Raw genomic sequence first — 21294 nt, 5'->3', positions numbered from 1 at the left:
AGACTGCTTACACAATCTTCTCCCAGGATTTTGTCCTTCCGTGTGACGCAAATTATTATTTGCGCGTTTTCACTCGGACCAGTCCATCATCGATGCGGAACCCTAGAAAACTTAATAAATTAATCATACCTTATTTTATTTTTTTGTCAATCAGATTGCATAATAAAAGTTAACTAAGCAGACTATCATTACCCCTAAACTCCACCCTGCAATCACATCACTAATATAATGAATACCTAAATAAACACGACTATAACCTATCATAAAAAAGCATATAACACAGATAATACTCGCCATTAGTGCATGCTTTAATCCATAGTTAATTGATTCAGCTGCAATTGAAAAATAAACCATCGCTGCTCCCAATGCATGGTAACTAGGAAAACTATAATCTTTTTCTTGTACTAATCGATGCTCATCAGGGCGTGTTCTCTTGACCGAAATTTTCACAAAATAAGCAGCGACCATGCCGACTATTACCGTTATTATCAATTGCTTACCAAATATTGTATCTTTTGAAAAATAAAAATAATTAGACAAACAAATAATCGCTATTGGAATTGGTTTACCTAATTCAGTAAATAGTTTCATCATAACCGTCCAAAAAAACGTACGGTGACTCAAAGCAAACGTCATCACTTGTTCATCTAATTGAGTCGTTTGATTATGTTTAACACCTCGTATCATTCCTATAAAAATCACTAAACTTATTAGTAATAACAGAATCATCCATATTCACCTCTTAGTATTCACTCCCTTTATTATACACCTTCCAATCGTATACGTGAACTTATCTCCTCCAAAAGACCAACTAAAAATACGCCAAAAGTCTGATTTATTCCCTTATAGCCTATGGTAAATTATAATTAAGTTATAAATAGAAAAGAGGATATATGTATGAAAAAATTATTTGGATTAATTGTTGTATTATTATTAGCTTTTGGTGGTTATAAAGTTTGGGATTATTACCAATCAACTTATGTTGGACAAGATTATTATGGAGTTATTAGTGATCCACTTCCTGAATTAACCACTATCAAGGACGTTAGCGGAAATCCCCTAGGTGATGGCTATAAATATCAAGTAACTAGCTATGATAAAGACGGAAAAGCTCGTCAATTAGAGTTTGATGTCATCACTACAGGTAAATATAAAGATGGGGCAGCTTATGAAGCCGGTACTATTATAAAATTTAATGCTAGTGAAAAACGTATTATCAAAAAAGCTGTCATTTCAATTGATGATGTCCCTAATAATATAAAAAATAAATTACAATAATAACCTTAAAAAGAGAGGCTCACGAGCCTCTCTTTTTTTATGAATAATAAGAAGGTAATTCAAATAAACACTGACTTTCTAACTCTTTCCCTAACGATAATAATAACTCATCATTTCCTCGAGCAGCCATCAATTGAACGCCTATTGGTAATCCTTGGTGACTAACATGTACAGGTAAACTAATTGCTGGTTGTCCGGTTAAATTGGCCAATTGTGTATAAGGTGTTAATGCCAAGCTTTTTGAAAACATTTCTTCAATTAATTCAGCACAGGTTGTCTCGTTCATTTCCTCACTTCTTCTTAATCTATCCTTTATTTCATTCGATACTAATACTTCATCAATCCTTGGTGCAGTGGTCGCCGTTGTGGGTGATAAAAAGACATCGTACGTTTCAAATAATCTTTCCATTTGAAATGTTGCTACATCCCATGTTTGCAACGCATTAACATAGCTAGCAGCAGGAAGTTTTTTCCCATATTGATAGATTCCCCAAGACATCAGTTCCATATCATCTATGGTGACACTTCGATTAATACTTCTTTCTATATTGTCAAACATGGCCGCTGTTTCTCCACCATTCATTGCATAATAACTACGAATAAGTTGTTGTCCGTCTATAGGATAGTTAATTTCAACGACAGAATGGCCTAGTTGTTCTAGTTGCTTAACTGTTTTATCAAGTGCTTCTTTAGCTTCCATCGACACATGAGTGTTAACTGGCGAAGCATGGCAGTACGCAATTTTAAGATTTTTTTTCGGTACATGAGAGCTAATAACGGGTTGATAAGGGGCAGCTGGATGAACACCTTTTAGGGCGTGAAATAATAAATGTGTGTCTCTCATTGAAATCGTTAGGCCAAAATTTATAGAGGCTCCTTGCCAGCCACGCCAACCATTAGGACCAACTGGCATCATCCCACGAGAAGGCTTAAAACCAATTAAGCCACAAAATGACGCGGGAATTCTTATCGATCCCCCACCATCACTTGCCATAGCCATTGGGAAAATACCTGCTGCTACAACTGCCGCTGCCCCTCCACTAGAACCACCTGGAGAATAATCCGTTTGCCATGGATTATGTGTTACCCCATGAAGCATTGAATCGGTAATATTTTTGAAGCCAAATTCAGGTGAATTGGTTTGTCCTAAAGGAATAATTCCAACACTTTCTACTTTATCTACGAAATAATTATTTTTCGGTGAGTAATAATTTGAAAATAACCTTGAAGCAGAGGTATCCAACCACCCTTGTTTATTTTGTCCTAATAGTTTTAGGGGAACTGGAAGTCCTAAAAATAACGTTTCTTCAATATTATCACATTGATTATATGACTTAATGGCCTCATCTGAAGAAAAAGTAATCAATGCATTTAGTTGAGGATTCAACTGTTTCACTTTCTGTTCTATATCGTAAATTAGCTCTTGCTGAGATAGCTGTTTATTTTTTAATTGGGTAATCCAATAATAGGCATCTTTCATCTTTAATTCCTTTCAATTATTAAATAATCAAATAAAAAAAATCCCTTGATAATTTTTCATATGTTTATTTTATCAAGTATATGAATTTTATAATATTAAGCAACATAAATCAGATTAGAATATTGAATAAGTATGCGTTTAATAGAAAAAATTATAAAAAGATGAAAATAACATACAAAATTGTTTTAATTATTAAAAAAAGCTGAGACTTATTGTCCCAGCTTTACTACATTTTATAAAACTTCACCATTAGTCGCAATTACTTGTTTGTACCAGTCAAATGAATCTTTTTTCATTCGATTATAAGTACCATTACCATTATCATCTTTATCAACATAGATAAAACCGTAACGTTTTGACATTTCACCAGTTGATGCACTAACTAAATCAATACATCCCCATGGTGTATAACCCATTAAATCAACGCCATCAGCAATTGCTAGGGCCATTTGTTCAATGTGTTGACGTAAATAATCAATACGATAATCATCATGAATTTTGCCATCTTCAGTAATGACATCAATAGCACCCAAGCCATTTTCAACAATGAATAATGGTTTTTTATATGTACTATATAGTTCATTCAAACCAATTCTTAAACCTATCGCATCGGTTTGCCAACCCCAATCACTTGTTGGTAAATGAGGATTTTTAGCGCCACCTGTTAAGTTACCTGCAACTTTAGCAGCATCTGGATCAATAACATCGATGACTGTTGACATATAGTAACTTAAACCAATGTAATCCACTGTATGATGTTTAATTAAAGCTAAATCATCTTCAGCCATTTCAAGCGGTTGTACGCCATATTTTTTAAACATGCGTTCAGTATAAGCTGGATATTCTCCCAAAGCTTGAACAGAGCAACAGAATCCATTGATTTCTTGGCCTTTTTCCATGTTTGCCACTTGATTTTCAGGATGACAATCCATGCCGTAACCCGTTGCGTAAATCGTCATCATACCAATTTTTAACTCATCATTAATTTCATGCGCTAGTTTAACGACTTTAGCTGATGCCACAAATTGATGATGCAATGCTTGGAAAATTAATTGCTTATTGGTTGAACCAGTGCTAGGTACCATACCTAAGCTTAGCGCTGGAAAATGTAAGGCTCCGTTTATTTCATTGAATGTCATCCAGTACTTTACCTTATCAGCAAAACGTCGAATGACAACCTCAGCATACTTCACATATAAATCAATCAAACGACGATCTTGCCAACCACCAAATTCTTTTGCTAAATGAAGTGGCATTTCGTAATGAGAGATAGTAATAACTGGTTCAATATTATATTTTAAGCAAGTTTCAATCACTTTCTCATAATGAGTTAAACCTAACTCATTAGGTGTTTCTTCTAAACCAGTTGGGAAAATACGCGTCCATGCGATTGAGAAGCGATAGCTCTTAAATCCCATTTCCGCAAATAAGGCAATATCTTCTTCGTATCGATGATAATGATCAATTCCCGTATGGTTTGGGTATGTATTGGTTGACGCATCAATCGACCAATCAAAATCTTCTGCGAATACTTTTTTAAATCTTTCTTTACCACCTGGCATCGCATCAGCAATTGATAATCCTTTTCCATCCTCTAAATGAGCGCCCTCACATTGATTAGCAGCCGTTGCGCCACCCCATAAAAAATTAGTTGGAAATTTCACCATTACCACTCCGTTTCTATTTTTCTACTGTGAATATTTCTTCGCCAGCTTCGATTGCTTTTGGTTCGGCAACTGTTACGTTATTGTATTCAGCTGAATTAGTTACAACAATTGGCGTGACAGTCGGTTTACCTTTAGATTTAATAAAATCAATATCAAATTCAATTAATAATTGACCAGCTTTCACTTGATCCCCTTGTGCAACATGCGCTGTAAAACCTTCGCCGTTTAATTCAACGGTATCCATGCCGATGTGCATTAAGATTTCTGCACCATCAGTTGTTTTCATACCAATTGCGTGACCTGTAGGGAATAATAATGCAATTTCACCATCAATTGGTGCAAATAATTTACCTTCAGTTGGTTCAATAGCGACACCTTGTCCCATTGCACCTGAACTAAATACTGCGTCTTCAACATCAACTAAATTGATCATTTGACCATTTAATGGGCTCACAAATGTTTCATTAGCCTTTGTTTCTTTTGTGCCAACTTCTTCTTTTGTTGTAACTGATTCTTGAGTCACTTCTTTATTTTTTCCATTAACGTTTCCAAAGAAATATGTCATGATTGCAGCAAAAGCAATTGCAATTACATATGCGATTGCAGCGATCACCATTTTAGACGTGTCGCCTGTTTCTTTATTAATAAAACTTGGTAAGGTTAACATACTTTGACCGAATGCATAAGATATAACACCATTTGCGCCTACGATAGCTCCACCAATAGCTCCACCAATACATGCGAAGATAAATGGACGTTTAAGAGGTAATGTTACACCATAAACCGTTGGCTCAGTAATCCCAAATAAACCTGCTAAAGCGCCTGAACCTGCAATACCTTTTAAGTTTTGATCTTTAGTTTTTAAGAAAACTCCAAATGCTGCGCCAGCTTGCGCTAATACACCCGCTAGTGACATAGGAATCATATTATCCATACCTGTTGTCGATAAATTTTGTAAGGTAACAGGCACTAATCCCCAGTGCATACCAAAGATCACTAGGACTTGCCAGAATCCACCTAAAACAGCACCGGCTAAAAGATCTGATGTTGTGTAAATAGTTTTAAATGCATTTCCGATTACTTGTCCGACTACTAAACCAATAGGTCCAATAACTAAATATGTTAATGGCACCATAATTAGTAACGTTATTAATGCCACCCCAAATGTTCTTAAGAAATTTGGTACAATTTTTTTTGCAAATTTTTCCACATAACTTTGTAACCAAACAGCTAAAATAATAGGAATAACTGTTGATTTATAACCAATAGCAGCTTTAAAAATAACTGGTAAGCCTAAAAAAGTTAAGCTGCCATTTGCTGCTTCAATTCCTGCTGCATATTCAACAAATCCTGGATATAACATCGCCATTGATAATACTAAAGCTAAATATTCATTTGTTTTAAATTTACGTGCTGCTGTAAGTGCTAATACAATCGGCATAAAGTAGAAAATACCATCTGATGCTGCATTTAATAATTGATAGGTCCCAGATTGTGTGTCTAACCAACCTAAAGCTAAACATAAATTTAATAGTCCTTTTAACACACCAGAACCAGCTAGAACACCTAAGAAAGGAGTAAAAATAGAAGAAATAATATCAATTGCTTTTCCTACAAAGGTTTCTCCATCATTTGATTCTGTTGCGTTAGAAGAAGACCCACCAAAATTTCCTAGACCTTCTAATTCTTCAAATACATCACTCACATGGCTACCAATTACTACTTGATATTGTCCACCACTTTGAACCACTTTAATGACTCCTGGATGTTGATTTAATACATCTGTTTTTGCTTTTGATTCGTCATTTAATTTAAAACGTAAACGTGTAGCACAGTGAACGACAGACTTAACATTTTCTTGTCCGCCAACTGCTTCTAATACGTCCATTGCCAATTGTTTATTACTCATGACTTATCCTCCTTGTTATTTTTATTACTTGATGCTATTATCATAGCTTAAAAAAAAACATTGAATAGCTCAATTTGTTTCATAAAAAAATTTTTTTTGAGCTACTAAAACAATTATCCCACAATCAGGCTATTAACTAGCTTAATTGCAGGATGATAAATAAATCACTATTCAATACTATTTATTGTACATATTGTCATAATAAATAGTATCGATTAAGTGAAGAATCTGTCTATTCTCATTTTCTCCAAGGCCATCTACCACACTAACATAAGGAACCTCTAACTTTATTAGTTCAGGTAAGATAAAGTTGATAATCAACAAATCCACCCTGTTACTTTTTTCTGATAACTCTTCTAGCGAATCGGATTCTATAATAGTTACATTAATTTTTTTACCAAAAATAAATTCTAAATTTGCTTTTGTGTAATACATATGTTCAACATCACTATTAAAAAACAAACCTACATGACAAGGAGAGACTTGATTGGTAATTTTTTGATAAAAATTTGGCCAATGCGTAACTAATAAGTATAAAAACTCATAAAAATAAGCTTCATTTTGTCCAGCAACCATTGGAATATACTGATTAAATAATGCCTTTGATGTGTCTAATATTGTTGCCTTCAAAGACTGACTAAACAAAAGAAAAATTTTTCGATTAGGATAAATGACATACGGGGTAATCGTTAAATGAGCCCCAATTGACATAACATTATACAAACGAATGAGTAAACTATCCTTGTTACTAAGCGTAATATCAAACTGTTGGCTAATGGCTTCAACTGTTTGTTTGATTCCTTCAAATATCTCATGATTTTCTGAGACTAATGAAATCCTTTCTCGATAATCTCTAATTGAAAAAGCGTGGCGATAATTAATATACTGTAAAAATAACCCTTGATACAGTTGTGGTGTTAAAGGCATTTTAAAAATATATTCAAATTTCTCCTTATTCACATACCGATTAATTTCATCTTCTACTAAATCTTCTAAGTCTTTAGGAATCGCCTCATGTTCAAATTCATGATGTTTTGTTTCCCTTAATAAAGAAACAGCAACATATCGTTTCATTCTTGTTTTACTCGCATAATTAAACATATCACTTGGAAATTTTTCAATAAATAAATTAACTAAGTCTTTAGAAAATATCTGAATTCTTTCTTCAAAAGGATACTGATCGTCTGGATAACGTTCTTGCAGATAAAAAAGATAAAATGCTCTAATATTAGCTTCATTACCTTCAATTCTTACAGGTCGTGATTTAATGGATATCCCATGAGGTTTAAAACACCCATTAACAAAGCTAATTGTACGTTTCAACGTTGCCTGTGAAATAAATAACTCATTAGCTAATTCTTCATAATGTTCATATTCTTTATAGAGAATCGCTTCCAACAATTTAAAGTTAAGGTTATGCTCCAAAAAGACTTGATAAATTACTTTGGACGATAAATGTTGTGGTATATGTAAAAAACATTTTTTATCTTTGGTTACTTCAATTTCTAAAGGTGTTAATGGTTTATTTAAAAAACCAATATCAATTTGAACCTGCATGGAAGTGAGTGTTAGTTTATCGGCTATCTGTTCAATTGACATTCCCGGATTCAAATAAATAGCTTCTATTACTTGTAAACGTCTATTATCTTTATCACCTAATAGCTCTCTCATACTGTCCTCCCTTACTTAATCTATACTTTTATGTGTCAATATCTTTATCATATCATTATTTATGTTATTCAACGAGTCCTATTCCTTTTCTATTTTTATGACATTTATATAGATAACCTCACTAAATTATAAAGATAGCATCGTTACTTATATGTTTGACTTTTTTTCATAAAATAAGTTACATTTAACTTATTAAATTATGAAGGAGTTACCTTAATGTTATTAAATTTAGTCATTATCGTTCTAATGATTCTACTGACAGCTTTTTTTGTTGCTGCGGAATTTGGGTTCGTAAAAATAAGAAAAACACGATTAGAATCACTAAGTAACGAAGGAAATAAAAATGCCACCCTTAGTTTACACATTGTAAACCATTTAGATGAATATTTAAGCGCCTGTCAACTAGGCATTACACTGACATCTTTAGCGATTGGTTGGATTGGGGAATCAACGATTGAACATTTACTTCATCCTGTCCTTTCATTAGTCCCCATTAGTGCGTCAATGAGAACATTGATTTCATTCATTCTTGCCTTTGCCATTATGACCTTTGTACATGTTGTCATTGGAGAATTAATTCCAAAATCAATCAGTATCTCTAAAACAGAAAAAACAGTTTTATCGGTGGCTAGACCGTTACACTGGTTTTATAAGATCTCTTTTCCATTCATTTGGTTACTAAACAAATCAGCCTCAGGTATTGGAAAATTAATTGGTGTCGAAATTGCCGGTGAAGGCGAAGAACATCATTCAGAAGAAGAATTATTAATCATTGCTTCACAAAGTTTGTCACATGGTGAAATTAACTCAGAAGAGTTTGAATTAATTGAAAATAGCTTCCGTTTTGATCAAACACTTGCTCGCGAAATCATGGTATCACGTCCAGATATGGATATTTTAGATGAATCATTAACAGCTGAAGAAGCCTTAAATATTTCGATAAAAGAAGGACATAGTCGCTACCCTGTTGTTCATGAAACAAAAGACAATATTATCGGTTATATAACACAAAAAGATTTAATCAAACTGTACATTCAAGATCCTACGTCTCCTATTACTTCTGAAATAAATAAAATATTAGTCATATTTGAAAACACACCGATTAAAGAGTTATTAGAAGAAATGAAAACAGAGAAAAAACATATTGCTATCTTAGTAGATGAATATGGTGGGACATCAGGTCTTGTTACTATTGAAGATATCATTGAAGAAGTCTTTGGTGATATCCAAGATGAGCAAGATCATGAACTTCCAATGATTACGATGATAACGCAAAACAGTTATTTAGTTGATGGTCGGACTGAATTAATTGAACTTTCTAAACAATTTGATTTAAACTTTGAAGAATCCCATAAAGATAATGGGAAATCTCCTACTAGTATTGGGGGCTGGTTACTAGATCACGATCCAAATCAATCTAAAGTGGGGAGTTTTATCGATTATCAAGGTTATGGATTTGAAATCACTGATATGGAACACGGTGTTATCATTACTCAAGTTAAAATAACCAAAATAGAAGAATAACAACACCTAGGTTGTGGCAAAAATTTGTCACAACTCTTTTTTAGGCTTTTTATTTGTAAAAGCATGATTTTTTCGAAAACAACTTGAGTGATGTATAATATAATTAACAATCCTGAGAGGATGTGACTATTTTGCCCATCTATTTAATTGAACGCTACAAACAAACCTATCAAAAATTACCAATTATCTTACAATTATTTTTGGATAATTTAGATACGACCTTAACTACACGTTGTGAATATGCAGAAACATTAGAATATCTGCTTAATTTTATGTATTTGAAACATTTAAATTCAGATCACTTTTCGTCATCTATTACGATGTTAAGTAAGGAAGACTATGAACAATTTATTCAACTAACACAACCTTATTCTTTCAAACAAAATACTAAGAAAGAAACGAACAATTTCGCTATTCAAACTAACAGAAAAATTAATATTATTAATCATTTATTATTATTCCTATACAAACAAGGCATCCATTCAGAACATTTAATTTTATCCGCTTATGTAGAAAACACCCCTTGCAATGAGAAAAATTTCTTAACAAGAAAAGAAGCACTACTATTTTGGAAATCTGCATTGCGCGCTGAGCCAAAGACTCCATACCAATCGGCTTATGACAAATTAATTCGCCAACGAAATTTACTCATTATTTTGTTAAGCTTGACGATGGGCATTTCAGCAAAAGAGATATCCGCACTTAAAAAAAATGATTTATCCATTGAGCATTATGAAATATTTGTTTCACGCGGAGAAAATAAATTAGAAAATATTCCCATTCCTCATTACTTTAGGGAATATTTCGATACTTATTGGGAATTAGTTCAACACAGTGCTTCTGTTATGCTTTTCCATTGTTCCAATGGCAATGCTCTTACCACAAAAAAAATCCAAAATATTCTAACGGAAATAAATTTTCGATGTGGCTTTCAAAAATCAATTAACATCTCTGTCTTAAATAATACCTTTGAGCAACTCTTACTAGAAGAACTAAAGGATCCTCAAGCAGTTGAATGGGCTTCTGGAAAAAGCGACACGCCACATTTAGATATCAAAAAAATTTTATTAGAAATAAAACTGATTGATTTAGACTGTCTATAAACATAAGTAGCTGTGAACATATTAAATGCTCACAGCTACTTATGTTTTATTATTTTTTATCGCTTTTTTTTCTTATTATGATTAGAGATATCTTCTAAATAATCAAAAAAATGAAATTCTATTTCTTCAGAGCTTTTAAAATTCACACGATAAGATTCCACTGCATTTTTGAAATGGAACAAGGTTGTGCCTTTAGATAGATTAAAAAACTTCTTCGTTTCTTTCACATTATAAATCATTGGATACACATAGACCGTTTGTTTCATAGACTCTTTATCATTATTATGATGCACAAGATTTGTTATAGCTTCCATTTGTGGTGCAGTAGGATCAATTAACAACACATTCACCTGTTTATTCTCTTTAATAACCTTAATAAGTTCATCTGGTGCTACCGCAATAAAATGTTTATCATCTGTTATTTTATCAGTTAAAAAATTATCAACTTGTTTTTGTCGAATACTAGCTTGAAAAGTAGGCACAATACTTAAAAATAATAAAAGTAATGCACATACACTCAATATAGAAACAAGTATCTTTTTATATTTATCTTCTAAATTATCAAAAAAAGAGAGAACTTTAGTCAACTGGGCTTTTAGCTCATCTTTTACTTTATCCATTCATACCACACCCCTTACTCTTTTAGTATAACGATTTAAATCTGAAAAAGAAAGATAAATTATCCAATTAAATTGGACTTTATAATTTAAGCAAGCTATTATTAGTAATAGGACAAATGAGGAGGTCATATCATGTCATTCGATGGTTTCTTTACACATCACATGGTTCACGAATTAAACAAGCAATTAGCTGGTGGTCGTATTTCAAAAATCCACCAACCTTATCAAAATGAAATAATCTTAGTTATTAGAAGTCAAGGAAAGAATCATAAATTATTACTTTCTGCTCATCCCAATTTTGCTAGAATACAATTAACCAAGATTCCCTACGATAATCCAAGTAGCGCACCAAATTTTTGTATGATGTTACGTAAATATTTGGATAACGCTATATTAGACCGTATAGAACAACTTGAGAATGACCGTATCGTACATTTACATTTCTCTCGTCGTAATGAATTAGGAGATTTAGAAGACATTACATTAATCGCAGAAATGATGGGACGACACAGTGCACTTGTCCTTGTAAATCGTGCGACCGGAAAAATTCTTGATTGTATCAAACATATTGGGCCATCACAAAATAGCTATCGCTTATTATTACCAGGTTCTACTTACATTGAGCCTCCAGCGGATACAACAAAATTAAATCCTTTTACGACAGATAAATCAAAGCTTTTTGACACTTTATCAACCCTTGAAGCATTAGACACACAACATATCCAAACAGCCTTTCAAGGGCTAGGTTCTGATACAGCCTCTGAAATTAGCTATCAATTAGAACAATCACCGAACGAAAAACTTAACAGTTGGGAACAATTTATCACTAAAAAAACAGATCCTACGTGGTATCAAGCTGATAATAAGGAACTCTTTAGCCCTGTTCCTTTTGAATACGTTCAGGCACAAGCAACTCATTTTGAAACCTTGAGCGAAATGTTAGATGCTTTCTATTACGGTAAAGCAGAACGTGACCGCGTCAAACAGCAGGCTAGTGAGTTAATCAAAAAAATGTCTGCCGAAATAAAGCGAAACAAGAAAAAAATCAGCATACTAAACAAAGAACTACTCGCAACTGAAAAAGCTGATACTTATCGTATTAAAGGTGAATTATTAACGTCTTATTTACATTTAATTTCTAATGGCATGACGACCATCACATTAACTAATTATTATGATAATCAACCAATAGATATTAACCTAGATCCTCAATTATCACCTTCTCAAAATGCTCAAAAATATTATAAACGTTATAATAAATTAAAAAATGGGGCTGAACAAATTGAAAGTCAATTAACGTTGGCTAAACAAGAAAAGCTTTATTTAGAGTCGATTATGAGTCAATTAGATCTTGCTTCTCCAAGTGATATTAACGCTATACGCGAAGAATTAATCGCTTCAGGTTATCTAAAAAACCGTCAAAAGAAAGCGAAAAAAGACAAGCCATCTAAACCTGATACTTACCTAAGTAGTGATGGCACACAAATTCTAGTAGGAAAAAACAACCTACAAAATGATCAATTAACATTTAAACTAGCTAATAAAACAGATATCTGGTTACATGCTAAAGATATTCCCGGCTCACATGTCATTATAAAATCTGCTAATCCAAGTGATGAAACATTAGAAGAAGCCGCTATTTTAGCAGCCTATCACTCCAAATATCGTTTATCTAGCCAAGTACCCGTTGACTATGTTGCTGCCAAATTCGTCCACAAACCCAACGGAGCAAAACCAGGTTTTGTCATCTATGAAAACCAAAAAACTCTATATGTAACACCTGAAATGAGTAAAATTGATTTATTAAAATCAAACTAAAAAATACCCGTCTAATCCTAACGATAGACGGGTATTTTTAATTAATCGCGATATTCAGTTGTCTTATTAACTTGTAATAAGGCATTTACTAACGAGATAATAATAGTTAACAGTACTGCTGAGCCTAAACCATTTACATAAAATGTTCCTTGTCCCATAAAATAGGCAGTTAAAAGTAACATACTCGCATTAATCACTAGGGTGAACAAACCAAAAGTTAAACAACTAATTGGAAAACTTAATAGTTGTAAAATAGGTTTTAACACTGTATTTAACACTGAAAAGACCACACTAGCCATTATTGCCGTTACGATACCATTCACATACAGCATGTTTGGAAACATATATGCTAGCGCCATAAACAGGATAGCATTTATTAATAAACGTTTAATTGTTTGGCTCACTAAAAATCACTCCACTCGTCTTCTTGCACTTTTTCCGCTTCTTTACGTGGACGTTGCTGTGTCTTACCATTACCATAATAAGTTGAGCTATCACCGTAAAAGTTGCGTTGTGTATTTTTTTTATTAGCATTTGTTGGTACAACCAACATTAAAATTAAATATAACGGAATTGGTGAACCAAATGAAAATAGTACACTCGCTAAGAAGATAACGCGAATAACTGTAGGATCGATTCCTAAGTATTCACCAATCCCTCCTAATACTCCTGAAACTACTACATTATCAGTAGATTTTGTTAAACGTTTTTTCATAATTGTTATCTCCCTTGTTCTTTCTTAATCTTCAAACGTATCTTTTAAATAAATAGTCCCTGTTGTTGTATTCAACTGAACATCAACTGTTGGTTCACTTGTGATACGTCTTAATTCGATATATTGATTAGTTTTTTCTATTCTCTCACGAATCGTTTCCATATTAGTTAAACGATTTTTAATAGAACCTGTACTTGTTTTAGCGTATAATGCTACGCTATTAGCTGCTGGTAACGCGACTTTGATTGTACCGTTTACCAAGTTCACTTCAACTTTCTTAATCGTTGAAGCTTTTGCTGTTAACTTCACTTCACCATTAACACTTGAAATATTGGTGTTCTGAATATCGGCTTGTAAAATATAGTCACCATTAATATTTTCTGAAATAAAATCTAAAATACTTGATTCTTTAATGGTCACATCACCATTAACCCCTTTGACTTCTAACATTGTAGCAAAGAATTTTGTCAATGTCATGTCTCCATTGGTACTTTTAACAAACGCATCTTTTAAATCTAATTCATTGATGGTTAATGGACCATTCAACAAGTTAACTGATAAGTAATCATAAACCTTTTTAGGTAGGTAAAAGACCAAATCAGCTTTCACACGTTTGTTTGGCACATAGAATTTAATTTTTTCTTCATCAACCAAAATTTGACTTCTTTCCATAAAAGCATCAAATAAGTCAGCTGTTTCAAATTTCCCGTAAAGTTTGATGGAAGCATCTACTTTTAAATTAGGTGAATCCCATGTTTTAAATTCAACAGAACCATTAGCTACTTTAACATCAATCACAGAAGCTGAAATATTGTCAAAGTTAAATTCATGAGTAAAAGTATTCGATACCACACCTGGTACTTTCATGTTGATGTCTTTCCACTCCATATTATCATTAACTTTTGAATAGACACTAGAGACGGTTGACTTGATTAAGTGACCTAGTTTGATACCTTTGTCGCCTAATTTACGCCCTATTTTTTCACCTTTGTCACCTAGCTTATCTGCTGATTCCATTAGTTTTTGGCTAATTTCATCGACATGTTTTTCCCAATGTTCTGGAATTTCAAAACGTTCTGACCACTGTTCTTTGGTATATGCTTGACGATCTTTTTTAATTGCTTTTAATTCTTGTTCTAAGTCTTCTTTCAATAATTCTTTGACTGCTAGTTCTTGTCTTAATTGAGTTAAGTCAATTTCTAACTGACGACGTTCTGTTATTTTTTCTTGATCTAATTCTTCTAAATCTTCTAATGTGTTAATCACCACTAATTGTTCATTTTTAGCTTTCAATTGTTGCTCAATCGTTTCAATTTCGATAGTTAAATTATCTAATTTTACTGATGCTTCATTTGCTTGTGTCACCAATTGATCTAATATTTTTTCTAAACGTTCTTGATCTATTGCTTCACTGTCTTGAATGTGTTCTTCTACTTCTTTTTGAGTAGAGACAACTGATTCGTCAACAGATGTCGCATGTTTTTCTTCTTCTAATAACTTAGCAACTTCATCAATTAACTGTTCATCTTTTTCCATAGCTAAATTTTCTAATAATATCAACGCTTCCTCGGAAGTGATAATCCCTTTTTTTACTAATTCTAAAATTCTTTCGCGTTCTTTCATAATTAAATAGCCTCCTTATAGCTAACTCTACTAACACTAACTACCCTACGTCACTATTATCACAATTTTCCGAGGAAAAGTCATAGGTCCTAAGATGGATTTATTTCTCCATCTAACTGTTGAGTTGTTTTTTATCCGTTATTATTTCTTGACAATGGTTCATGATTAAACTAAACTATATTTAACAATTAAGTTAAATGTTAAATGAAGGAGGTATTATTACTATGAGCTTACAGGTAACGTTAAAAGCTTTAGCCGATCCAACTCGAAGAGAAATCCTTAATTTATTAAAACGCCATCGATTAAGCGCTGGTGAAATAAGTGAAAATTTCAACATCTCCATGGCAGCAGTCTCTCGTCATCTTTCCATTTTAAAAGAAGCTGAACTCATACGTGATCATCGCGAAGGTAAATTTATTTACTATGAACTAAATGCCTCAGTTCTAGAGGAAGTCATGCTTTGGATGACAAATTTAAAGGAGGAATAAGTATGTGGAAACAACATAAAAAACTAATTATTATTACGATTATCCTGACGTTAGCCCCAATGTTGGTGGGCATATGCATGTGGGATCAATTACCTGATAAAATTGCGACACACTTTAATATATACAATGAAGCTGATGGTTGGTCTAGTAAGCCTTTTGCTGTATTTGGACTTCCCTTGTTACTAGTTTTGATTCAATTAATCGCACTTGTTGCTACGAAAATGGATCCTAAACAAAAGAACATCTCAACAAAACCTATGCAAGCTGTTCTTTGGATAATCCCTATCATGTCTTGGTTATTATCATTTGTCACCTATGCAGTAGCTCTCAACTATCCATTAAATATAGGTGCTATCATCATCACCTTCTTAGGGATTGTGTTTACCGTTTTAGGAAACTTTTTACCAAAAAATAAAATGAATTACTCTTACGGAATGCGTACTCGTTGGACGTTAGATGATGAAAACAATTGGTACCATACCAATCGTATAGCTGGTATTGCTATGGTCATAGGGGGTATCGTTATAACCATTTGTGGCTTACTAATGTTTATCTTACAACATCATATATTATGGTTAGTTTTCATTGAAGTCTTAACGCTACTCGTGATGATTCTTTATCCTTTTTACTATTCTTATTGTTATTACAAAAAGACAAAACAAAATAACTAGCAAAAAAGGTGCGATATTATTGCACCTTTTTTGCTAGTTATTTAATTACTCTGCTACTAGTTTATAGATATGTTCTTTTGATGTTAGGACATATTCATCATCTAATGTATGGAGTAAATGGTTAATAGCTTTAAATAATTCTCGTCTTGTTACAATACCTAAAAAACGATTTTGTTCATCTCTCACCGGAATAAACGAATGGTCAACAGCTAAGTGTAAAAGCATCTCTACATCTTCAATACTTGAAATACTTCTAACATTATTATCCATCACATCAGACACAATTTTTCCATCTAAATTATTAAAATCAACACCCTCATTTGACAGCATGTTGTTGACAATATCTGGTAGTCCAATAAATCCAACTAATTCGTCATGTTTGTTCAATACAGGAATTTTGGCATACTTTACTTTCGTTAAGATCAAGAACGCATGGCTTAATGGATGAGTATCTAAAACTGAAGCCACTCGCTCACTTTCGATTAAGAAGTGTTCTTTTTTTTCTAATAGTATTTCTTTTAATTCGCTTATAATCATACAAGCTGGCCTCCTTTTTCCTACCTCATTATTATACCATGGCCCTAATAAGAAACCATCGATTTTTAAGAGCTTAATATTTTTTTATTATTTCCTTGAAAATACTGTTGATAATTCTTTCATCAATTGGTGCTTTTCATTATAATAGTCCACAGAATATTGTTCTGGTGTACTATTGATTATCGCATACGTTTTAACGCGATATGGATAGCGTGGTTGGCTGATACTGCCAGGATTAACAATTAGCATATCTTCTACCATCTCGCTATGTAAGACGTGTGTATGGCCGTATAACGCGATATTGGCTTGTTTTTCCTTTGCTTCATAAAATAAACTTTGTAAGTCCAAGCGAACAGCTGATAAATGACCATGTGTCATATAGATAGTGTCCTCACCTACGCTTACTTCTTGAAACTTTTTGTAACGATGATCATAATCACAATTACCTGTTACCACAATAAAATCTTGCCATAACGAATCAGTCGGCAATAATTCTGAATCACCACAATGAAACATTATATCTACTTGCTGACGATACTTATCGGCTAATTCAACCAAAATATCTCGCTCACCGTGATTATCACTGACAACTAAATATTTCATACTACTTACCCTCTTGCCATTCTTCCCAAACAGCTGATAAACGTTTGATTGCAACTGATCGGTGACTAATTTTATTTTTTTCATCTGCTGTTAACTCCGCCATTGATTGTTCTAACTCTTCCACATAAAATAATGGATCATATCCAAAACCATTATCCCCGCGCGGAATACTTAAAATACGACCTGGTACTTCACCTTCTACGAATAGTGTCTCTTTTCCTGGTGCTGCAAGTGCCAACGTACAATGGAACTTAGCTGTACGATCCTCCATTGGAACTCCTGTTAATTCATGCAATAATTTAGCATTATTAGCTGCGTCGTTATGATCATTCCCTGCAAAGCGAGCAGAATAAACACCTGGTTGACCGTTTAAAGCATCTACCATTAAACCGGAGTCATCTGCTAATACAAGGCAATTCAAACGTTCTGCAATTGTTTCTGCTTTTAAAGCAGCATTTTCTGCAAACGTCTTACCTGTTTCAGCGACTTCTGGTATTTCAGGAAAGTCTCGTAAGGTTTTAACCGTATAACCTTTCGCACCAAAAATTGCTTCAAATTCTTTTGCTTTTCCTGGATTGTTAGTAGCAATCACAATTTCTTTAGCAGAAACTGTTTCATAAGCTGGGAACACTAAAGCTTCAAGGGCTTCTTTTTGAAGACGAATTAACTCACGAATTCCTAAATCACCAAGATCTAGCATTTCTAAAAGTTGAACGCGTGTATATGTATGTTCTTCTCCAGTTCCTTGAATTTCAACAAATTCTCCTGCTTCGGTCATGACAAGATTCATATCGACAGCTGCTGCAGAATCTTCCTCATAATCTAAATCTAGTACCGCTTCTCCCGTTGGTAAAATACCGACACTAATGGCCGCAAGATGTTCTTTGATTGGATTATCTAATAACGTTCCTTTAGCCATTTCTTTTTGAATGGCAATAGATAAAGCAACAAATGCCCCTGTTATACTAGCTGTACGTGTGCCACCATCTGCTTGAATCACATCACAGTCAACAATGATTGATTTTTCACCTAATTTATCTAAGTCAACCACAGCTCTTAAGGCACGACCGATTAAGCGTTGGATTTCCATTGTTCGTCCGGTTAATTTTCCTTTTGCGCTCTCTCGGCGATTACGCGTATTAGTTGCACGTGGCAACATGCTATACTCAGCTGTTACCCATCCTTTACCCGAACCTCTTAAGAACGGTGGTACTGACTCCTCAACGGTTGCTGCACATAATACTTTTGTTTCTCCAAACGTAATCATCACTGAACCTTCAGCATGTTTTAATACTTCTGTTTCTATGGTCACTTCTCTTAATTGATTTTCTTGACGTCCATCATGTCTCACATTAATTCCTCTTTTCTTCACCTAAACTAATTTTTTGCACGTGTATATCAGTTAACGGTAGCCAGTCCCTGGCGATTTCTTCAAACATTTTGGTGGAAGCTGTTGTATAAAATTCATGTTGTGGTGTATCGTTTGTTACCGGTGCGACAATGTCAAAGTAATCTAATAGCATACTAACATCGCTAATCGTTTCAGCTCCTGAATCAACCAGCGTCACATCATGCCCGATAACATTTTGAATAATCGGACGTAATAATGGATAGTGCGTACATCCAAGAATTAAGGTATCGATTTTTTGGTTCATTAGCGGTTGTAACGTTTCGGCTACGACTTTCTTTGCTAACGGTGTTTGATAACTTTTACTCTCAACTAATGGAACAAATCTAGGACAAGCTAATTCAACCACTTCTGTTTTTGGTGATTTATTATGAATCGCCTTTAAATAGGAATGACTTTTAACTGTTCCAAGTGTAGCAATCATTCCAATACGATTATTTTTTGTTTGTTTTAAACTCGCTCTTGTCCCTGGCAAGATAACCCCAACAACTGGGATATCAAGTGCTGCTTTAATTTCATCTAGCGCCACTGCTGTTGCGGTGTTACAAGCTATCACCAACATCTTAATATTTTTTTCTACTAAAAAATTGGCCATTTCCCATGTAAACTGAACGACTTGCTCGGCTGGTCGTGGACCATAAGGACAACGGGCAGTGTCACCTAAATACATGATTGTTTCATTTGGTAACTGTTTTAAGGCTTCTCTTACTACCGTTAATCCACCTACACCAGAATCAATAAACCCTATGGCTCTCGTTGCCATTTCCTTCACCCATTTCACTCATAATATCTTCTATTGTCTACTTTTTTAGGCAAACATGCAAGTGATTCATAAGCAAAAAAGTGCCTTAACTAAATTTAGTTAAGACACTTTTTTTCAAACATAATTTTATTTCGTAAAGTTATCAAAATATCCTTGAATAAAGACAATTGGTGTTCCTTTGTCACCACTACCCGATGTTAAGTCAGCTAATGAACCGATTAAGTCAGTTAAACGACGTGGGGTTGTTCCTTGTGCTTCCATCGCCCCGACTAAATCATCATCTTTTTCATTAATATGTTGTTTAATGGCTTCCTCTAAAGCTTCACCTGTAAGATCTGAAAAGTTATTATCAGCTAAATATTTCAGTTTCACCTCGTTCGGTGTCCCCTCTAATCCGGCTGTATAAGCTGGTGAAACAACTGGATCGGCTAATTCCCAAATTTTTCCAACTGGGTCTTTAAATGCGCCATCCCCATAAATCATGACTTCAATATCTTGACCAGTAGCTTCTTTCATTAATGCTTGAATGTTATCAACGACTGGTTGACATTCACGTGGGAACAGCTTCACTGCATCTTCAGTTGATTTATTAGAGCCTAATAGTCCGTATTGTTCGTTGTAGCCACTACCATCCACTGATTCTGATAAAATATCATCTAAGGTATAAACTTTTTTCGCTCCGTTTTGTTCTAATAGACGTTTTGTACGGTAACGAGTATGAATATCGCACGTTAAAATATAATCTGTGTATTTCAAAATCGTTTTCGGCTTTTGTGAGAAGATAACCTCACACTCTGCACCTTCAGCTTTTACTAACTCTTTATAATATTCTATATAATCTACGCCTGTAAATGTATGTTTGTTATAGCCAAATAATTCACGGAATTGACTTTCAGTTAATTCATCTGTCCATGGGTTAACCCCTTTTTCATCTAGCATATCTAATGAAATCAAATGATTTCCTACCTCATCAGAAGGGTAACTTAACATAATAACAACTTTTTTCGCCCCTCTAGCAATTCCTCTTAAACAGTTTGAAAAACGATTACGACTTAAGATTGGGAAAATAACACCGATTGTTTCATCTCCAAATTTACTTTCAATGTCCTTACCAATTTGGTCGATTGTCGCATAATTACTTTGCGCACGAGCAACAATCGATTCTGTAATCGCGACAATATCACGTTTACCGATTGAGAACCCTTCTGCTTTTGATGCATTTAGCACGCTATCCACGACGATTTGTTCAATATTATCGCCTGCTTTAATGATTGGACAACGTAACCCTCTAGTTATAGTTCCAACTGTACGTTCCACTAACAAAACTCTCCTTTTGGCTTTATCAGCCACCAATAATTTGATTACTATCTTAATATACTAGTTTTCCTTAAAAAGGTAAAATATTCTGAAGATTTC

At 33.8% G+C, this 21294-nt stretch carries 20 protein-coding genes and 1 riboswitch; of the genes, 6 read left to right on the top strand and 14 right to left on the bottom strand.

The genetic code is table 11. The features are described 5' to 3' along the window. Positions 1–17: 17 nt before the first annotated feature. Positions 18–117, bottom strand: a riboswitch (guanidine-I (ykkC/yxkD leader). Between the two features lie 33 nt (positions 118–150). Next, positions 151–729, bottom strand: coding sequence for a phosphatase PAP2 family protein (locus E4Z98_RS03490; RefSeq protein WP_135253707.1), 579 nt, complete (start codon positions 727–729; stop codon positions 151–153). A gap of 168 nt (positions 730–897) precedes the next feature. Here E4Z98_RS03490 and E4Z98_RS03485 point away from each other — a divergent pair, with 168 nt between their 5' ends. Further along, complete coding sequence (locus E4Z98_RS03485) at positions 898–1278, top strand: DUF1093 domain-containing protein (RefSeq protein ID WP_135253708.1); 381 nt, start codon at positions 898–900, stop codon at positions 1276–1278. 37 nt (positions 1279–1315) lie between these two features. Here the strand turns inward: E4Z98_RS03485 and E4Z98_RS03480 are convergent, their stop codons facing one another. The 4 genes from E4Z98_RS03480 to E4Z98_RS03465 all read right to left on the bottom strand — a co-directional run bounded on the left by E4Z98_RS03480 (position 1316) and on the right by E4Z98_RS03465 (position 8005). Beyond that, entirely contained in the window at positions 1316–2758 is a 1443-nt protein-coding gene (locus tag E4Z98_RS03480; RefSeq protein WP_135253709.1) for an amidase, read from the bottom strand. Positions 2759–2991: 233 nt separating this feature from the next. Next, a complete protein-coding gene (locus E4Z98_RS03475) occupies positions 2992–4425 on the bottom strand; it encodes a glycoside hydrolase family 1 protein (RefSeq protein ID WP_135253710.1) in 1434 nt (477 codons plus the stop codon). A gap of 13 nt (positions 4426–4438) precedes the next feature. Continuing rightward, positions 4439–6334, bottom strand: a complete 1896-nt coding sequence (locus tag E4Z98_RS03470; protein WP_135253711.1) for a beta-glucoside-specific PTS transporter subunit IIABC — start codon at positions 6332–6334, stop codon at positions 4439–4441. 177 nt (positions 6335–6511) lie between these two features. After that, positions 6512–8005 carry an AcpB/EbpR/MafR family transcriptional regulator gene (locus E4Z98_RS03465; protein ID WP_135253712.1) on the bottom strand — a complete coding sequence of 498 codons (1494 nt, stop codon included), beginning with the start codon at positions 8003–8005 and terminating at the stop codon, positions 6512–6514. A gap of 216 nt (positions 8006–8221) precedes the next feature. Between E4Z98_RS03465 and E4Z98_RS03460 the strand changes: the two genes are divergently transcribed. Both E4Z98_RS03460 and E4Z98_RS03455 read left to right on the top strand, forming a co-directional pair. Then, a complete protein-coding gene (locus tag E4Z98_RS03460; protein WP_135253713.1) occupies positions 8222–9529 on the top strand; it encodes a hemolysin family protein in 1308 nt (435 codons plus the stop codon). A 131-nt stretch (positions 9530–9660) separates the two neighbouring features. After that, complete coding sequence (locus E4Z98_RS03455; RefSeq protein WP_135253714.1) at positions 9661–10632, top strand: tyrosine-type recombinase/integrase; 972 nt, start codon at positions 9661–9663, stop codon at positions 10630–10632. A 56-nt stretch (positions 10633–10688) separates the two neighbouring features. On the opposite strand, the gene E4Z98_RS03450 is transcribed toward E4Z98_RS03455, so the two are convergent. Beyond that, positions 10689–11252, bottom strand: coding sequence for a hypothetical protein (locus E4Z98_RS03450; protein WP_135253715.1), 564 nt, complete (start codon positions 11250–11252; stop codon positions 10689–10691). 132 nt (positions 11253–11384) lie between these two features. Here E4Z98_RS03450 and E4Z98_RS03445 point away from each other — a divergent pair, with 132 nt between their 5' ends. Beyond that, on the top strand, positions 11385–13070 hold the full coding sequence (locus E4Z98_RS03445) for an NFACT RNA binding domain-containing protein (RefSeq protein WP_135253716.1): 1686 nt from the start codon (positions 11385–11387) through the stop codon (positions 13068–13070). A 41-nt stretch (positions 13071–13111) separates the two neighbouring features. On the opposite strand, the gene E4Z98_RS03440 is transcribed toward E4Z98_RS03445, so the two are convergent. Genes E4Z98_RS03440 through liaX form a run of 3 tightly spaced genes read right to left on the bottom strand, consistent with a single transcriptional unit; the run spans position 13112 to position 15408 of the window. Then, positions 13112–13474, bottom strand: coding sequence for a phage holin family protein (locus E4Z98_RS03440; protein WP_241856726.1), 363 nt, complete (start codon positions 13472–13474; stop codon positions 13112–13114). Continuing rightward, positions 13474–13785, bottom strand: a complete 312-nt coding sequence (locus E4Z98_RS03435; RefSeq protein ID WP_135253717.1) for a PspC domain-containing protein — start codon at positions 13783–13785, stop codon at positions 13474–13476. The genes E4Z98_RS03440 and E4Z98_RS03435 overlap by 1 nt, the downstream gene beginning before the upstream one ends. Before the next feature lie 24 nt (positions 13786–13809). Beyond that, positions 13810–15408, bottom strand: coding sequence for a daptomycin-sensing surface protein LiaX (gene liaX, locus E4Z98_RS03430; protein WP_135253718.1), 1599 nt, complete (start codon positions 15406–15408; stop codon positions 13810–13812). 224 nt (positions 15409–15632) lie between these two features. On the opposite strand from liaX, the gene E4Z98_RS03425 reads away from it, so the two are divergent. Continuing rightward, entirely contained in the window at positions 15633–15896 is a 264-nt protein-coding gene (locus tag E4Z98_RS03425) for an autorepressor SdpR family transcription factor (protein WP_135253719.1), read from the top strand. Positions 15897–15898: 2 nt separating this feature from the next. After that, positions 15899–16567, top strand: a complete 669-nt coding sequence (locus E4Z98_RS03420; RefSeq protein ID WP_135253720.1) for a DUF1648 domain-containing protein — start codon at positions 15899–15901, stop codon at positions 16565–16567. Between the two features lie 45 nt (positions 16568–16612). On the opposite strand, the gene cbpB is transcribed toward E4Z98_RS03420, so the two are convergent. From cbpB to E4Z98_RS03395, 5 genes are all read right to left on the bottom strand, one after another. After that, entirely contained in the window at positions 16613–17104 is a 492-nt protein-coding gene (gene cbpB / locus E4Z98_RS03415; protein ID WP_135253721.1) for a cyclic-di-AMP-binding protein CbpB, read from the bottom strand. 87 nt (positions 17105–17191) lie between these two features. Continuing rightward, positions 17192–17707, bottom strand: a complete 516-nt coding sequence (locus E4Z98_RS03410; protein ID WP_135253722.1) for a metallophosphoesterase — start codon at positions 17705–17707, stop codon at positions 17192–17194. Position 17708: 1 nt separating this feature from the next. Further along, positions 17709–19058, bottom strand: coding sequence for a ribonuclease PH (rph, locus tag E4Z98_RS03405; RefSeq protein ID WP_135253723.1), 1350 nt, complete (start codon positions 19056–19058; stop codon positions 17709–17711). 1 nt (position 19059) lies between these two features. Further along, the gene (gene racE / locus E4Z98_RS03400; protein ID WP_135253724.1) at positions 19060–19878 is read right to left on the bottom strand and encodes a glutamate racemase; all 819 of its coding nucleotides are present in this window, start codon (positions 19876–19878) and stop codon (positions 19060–19062) included. A 126-nt stretch (positions 19879–20004) separates the two neighbouring features. Then, a complete protein-coding gene (locus E4Z98_RS03395; RefSeq protein ID WP_135253725.1) occupies positions 20005–21195 on the bottom strand; it encodes a coenzyme F420-0:L-glutamate ligase in 1191 nt (396 codons plus the stop codon). Positions 21196–21294: the final 99 nt, after the last annotated feature.

The sequence above is a fragment of the Vagococcus xieshaowenii genome (assembly GCF_004792515.1).
Lineage (GTDB): Bacteria > Bacillota > Bacilli > Lactobacillales > Vagococcaceae > Vagococcus_A > Vagococcus_A xieshaowenii.
This window is presented reverse-complemented; position numbering and strand designations above follow the sequence as displayed.

What these genes read in the sequence shown, in the direction of transcription:
- E4Z98_RS03450 (WP_135253715.1), bottom strand. Translation starts at nt 11,252, where the DNA reads ATGGATAAAGTAAAAGATGAGCTAAAAGCCCAGTTGACTAAAGTTCTC.
- E4Z98_RS03480 (WP_135253709.1), bottom strand. Translation starts at nt 2,758, where the DNA reads ATGAAAGATGCCTATTATTGGATTACCCAATTAAAAAATAAACAGCTA.
- liaX (WP_135253718.1), bottom strand. Translation starts at nt 15,408, where the DNA reads ATGAAAGAACGCGAAAGAATTTTAGAATTAGTAAAAAAAGGGATTATC.
- E4Z98_RS03490 (WP_135253707.1), bottom strand. Translation starts at nt 729, where the DNA reads ATGATTCTGTTATTACTAATAAGTTTAGTGATTTTTATAGGAATGATA.
- E4Z98_RS03470 (WP_135253711.1), bottom strand. Translation starts at nt 6,334, where the DNA reads ATGAGTAATAAACAATTGGCAATGGACGTATTAGAAGCAGTTGGCGGA.
- E4Z98_RS03410 (WP_135253722.1), bottom strand. Translation starts at nt 17,707, where the DNA reads ATGAAATATTTAGTTGTCAGTGATAATCACGGTGAGCGAGATATTTTG.
- E4Z98_RS03445 (WP_135253716.1), top strand. Translation starts at nt 11,385, where the DNA reads ATGTCATTCGATGGTTTCTTTACACATCACATGGTTCACGAATTAAAC.
- E4Z98_RS03485 (WP_135253708.1), top strand. Translation starts at nt 898, where the DNA reads ATGAAAAAATTATTTGGATTAATTGTTGTATTATTATTAGCTTTTGGT.
- racE (WP_135253724.1), bottom strand. Translation starts at nt 19,878, where the DNA reads ATGGCAACGAGAGCCATAGGGTTTATTGATTCTGGTGTAGGTGGATTA.
- cbpB (WP_135253721.1), bottom strand. Translation starts at nt 17,104, where the DNA reads ATGATTATAAGCGAATTAAAAGAAATACTATTAGAAAAAAAAGAACAC.
- E4Z98_RS03425 (WP_135253719.1), top strand. Translation starts at nt 15,633, where the DNA reads ATGAGCTTACAGGTAACGTTAAAAGCTTTAGCCGATCCAACTCGAAGA.
- E4Z98_RS03475 (WP_135253710.1), bottom strand. Translation starts at nt 4,425, where the DNA reads ATGGTGAAATTTCCAACTAATTTTTTATGGGGTGGCGCAACGGCTGCT.
- E4Z98_RS03465 (WP_135253712.1), bottom strand. Translation starts at nt 8,005, where the DNA reads ATGAGAGAGCTATTAGGTGATAAAGATAATAGACGTTTACAAGTAATA.
- E4Z98_RS03435 (WP_135253717.1), bottom strand. Translation starts at nt 13,785, where the DNA reads ATGAAAAAACGTTTAACAAAATCTACTGATAATGTAGTAGTTTCAGGA.
- E4Z98_RS03460 (WP_135253713.1), top strand. Translation starts at nt 8,222, where the DNA reads ATGTTATTAAATTTAGTCATTATCGTTCTAATGATTCTACTGACAGCT.
- E4Z98_RS03420 (WP_135253720.1), top strand. Translation starts at nt 15,899, where the DNA reads ATGTGGAAACAACATAAAAAACTAATTATTATTACGATTATCCTGACG.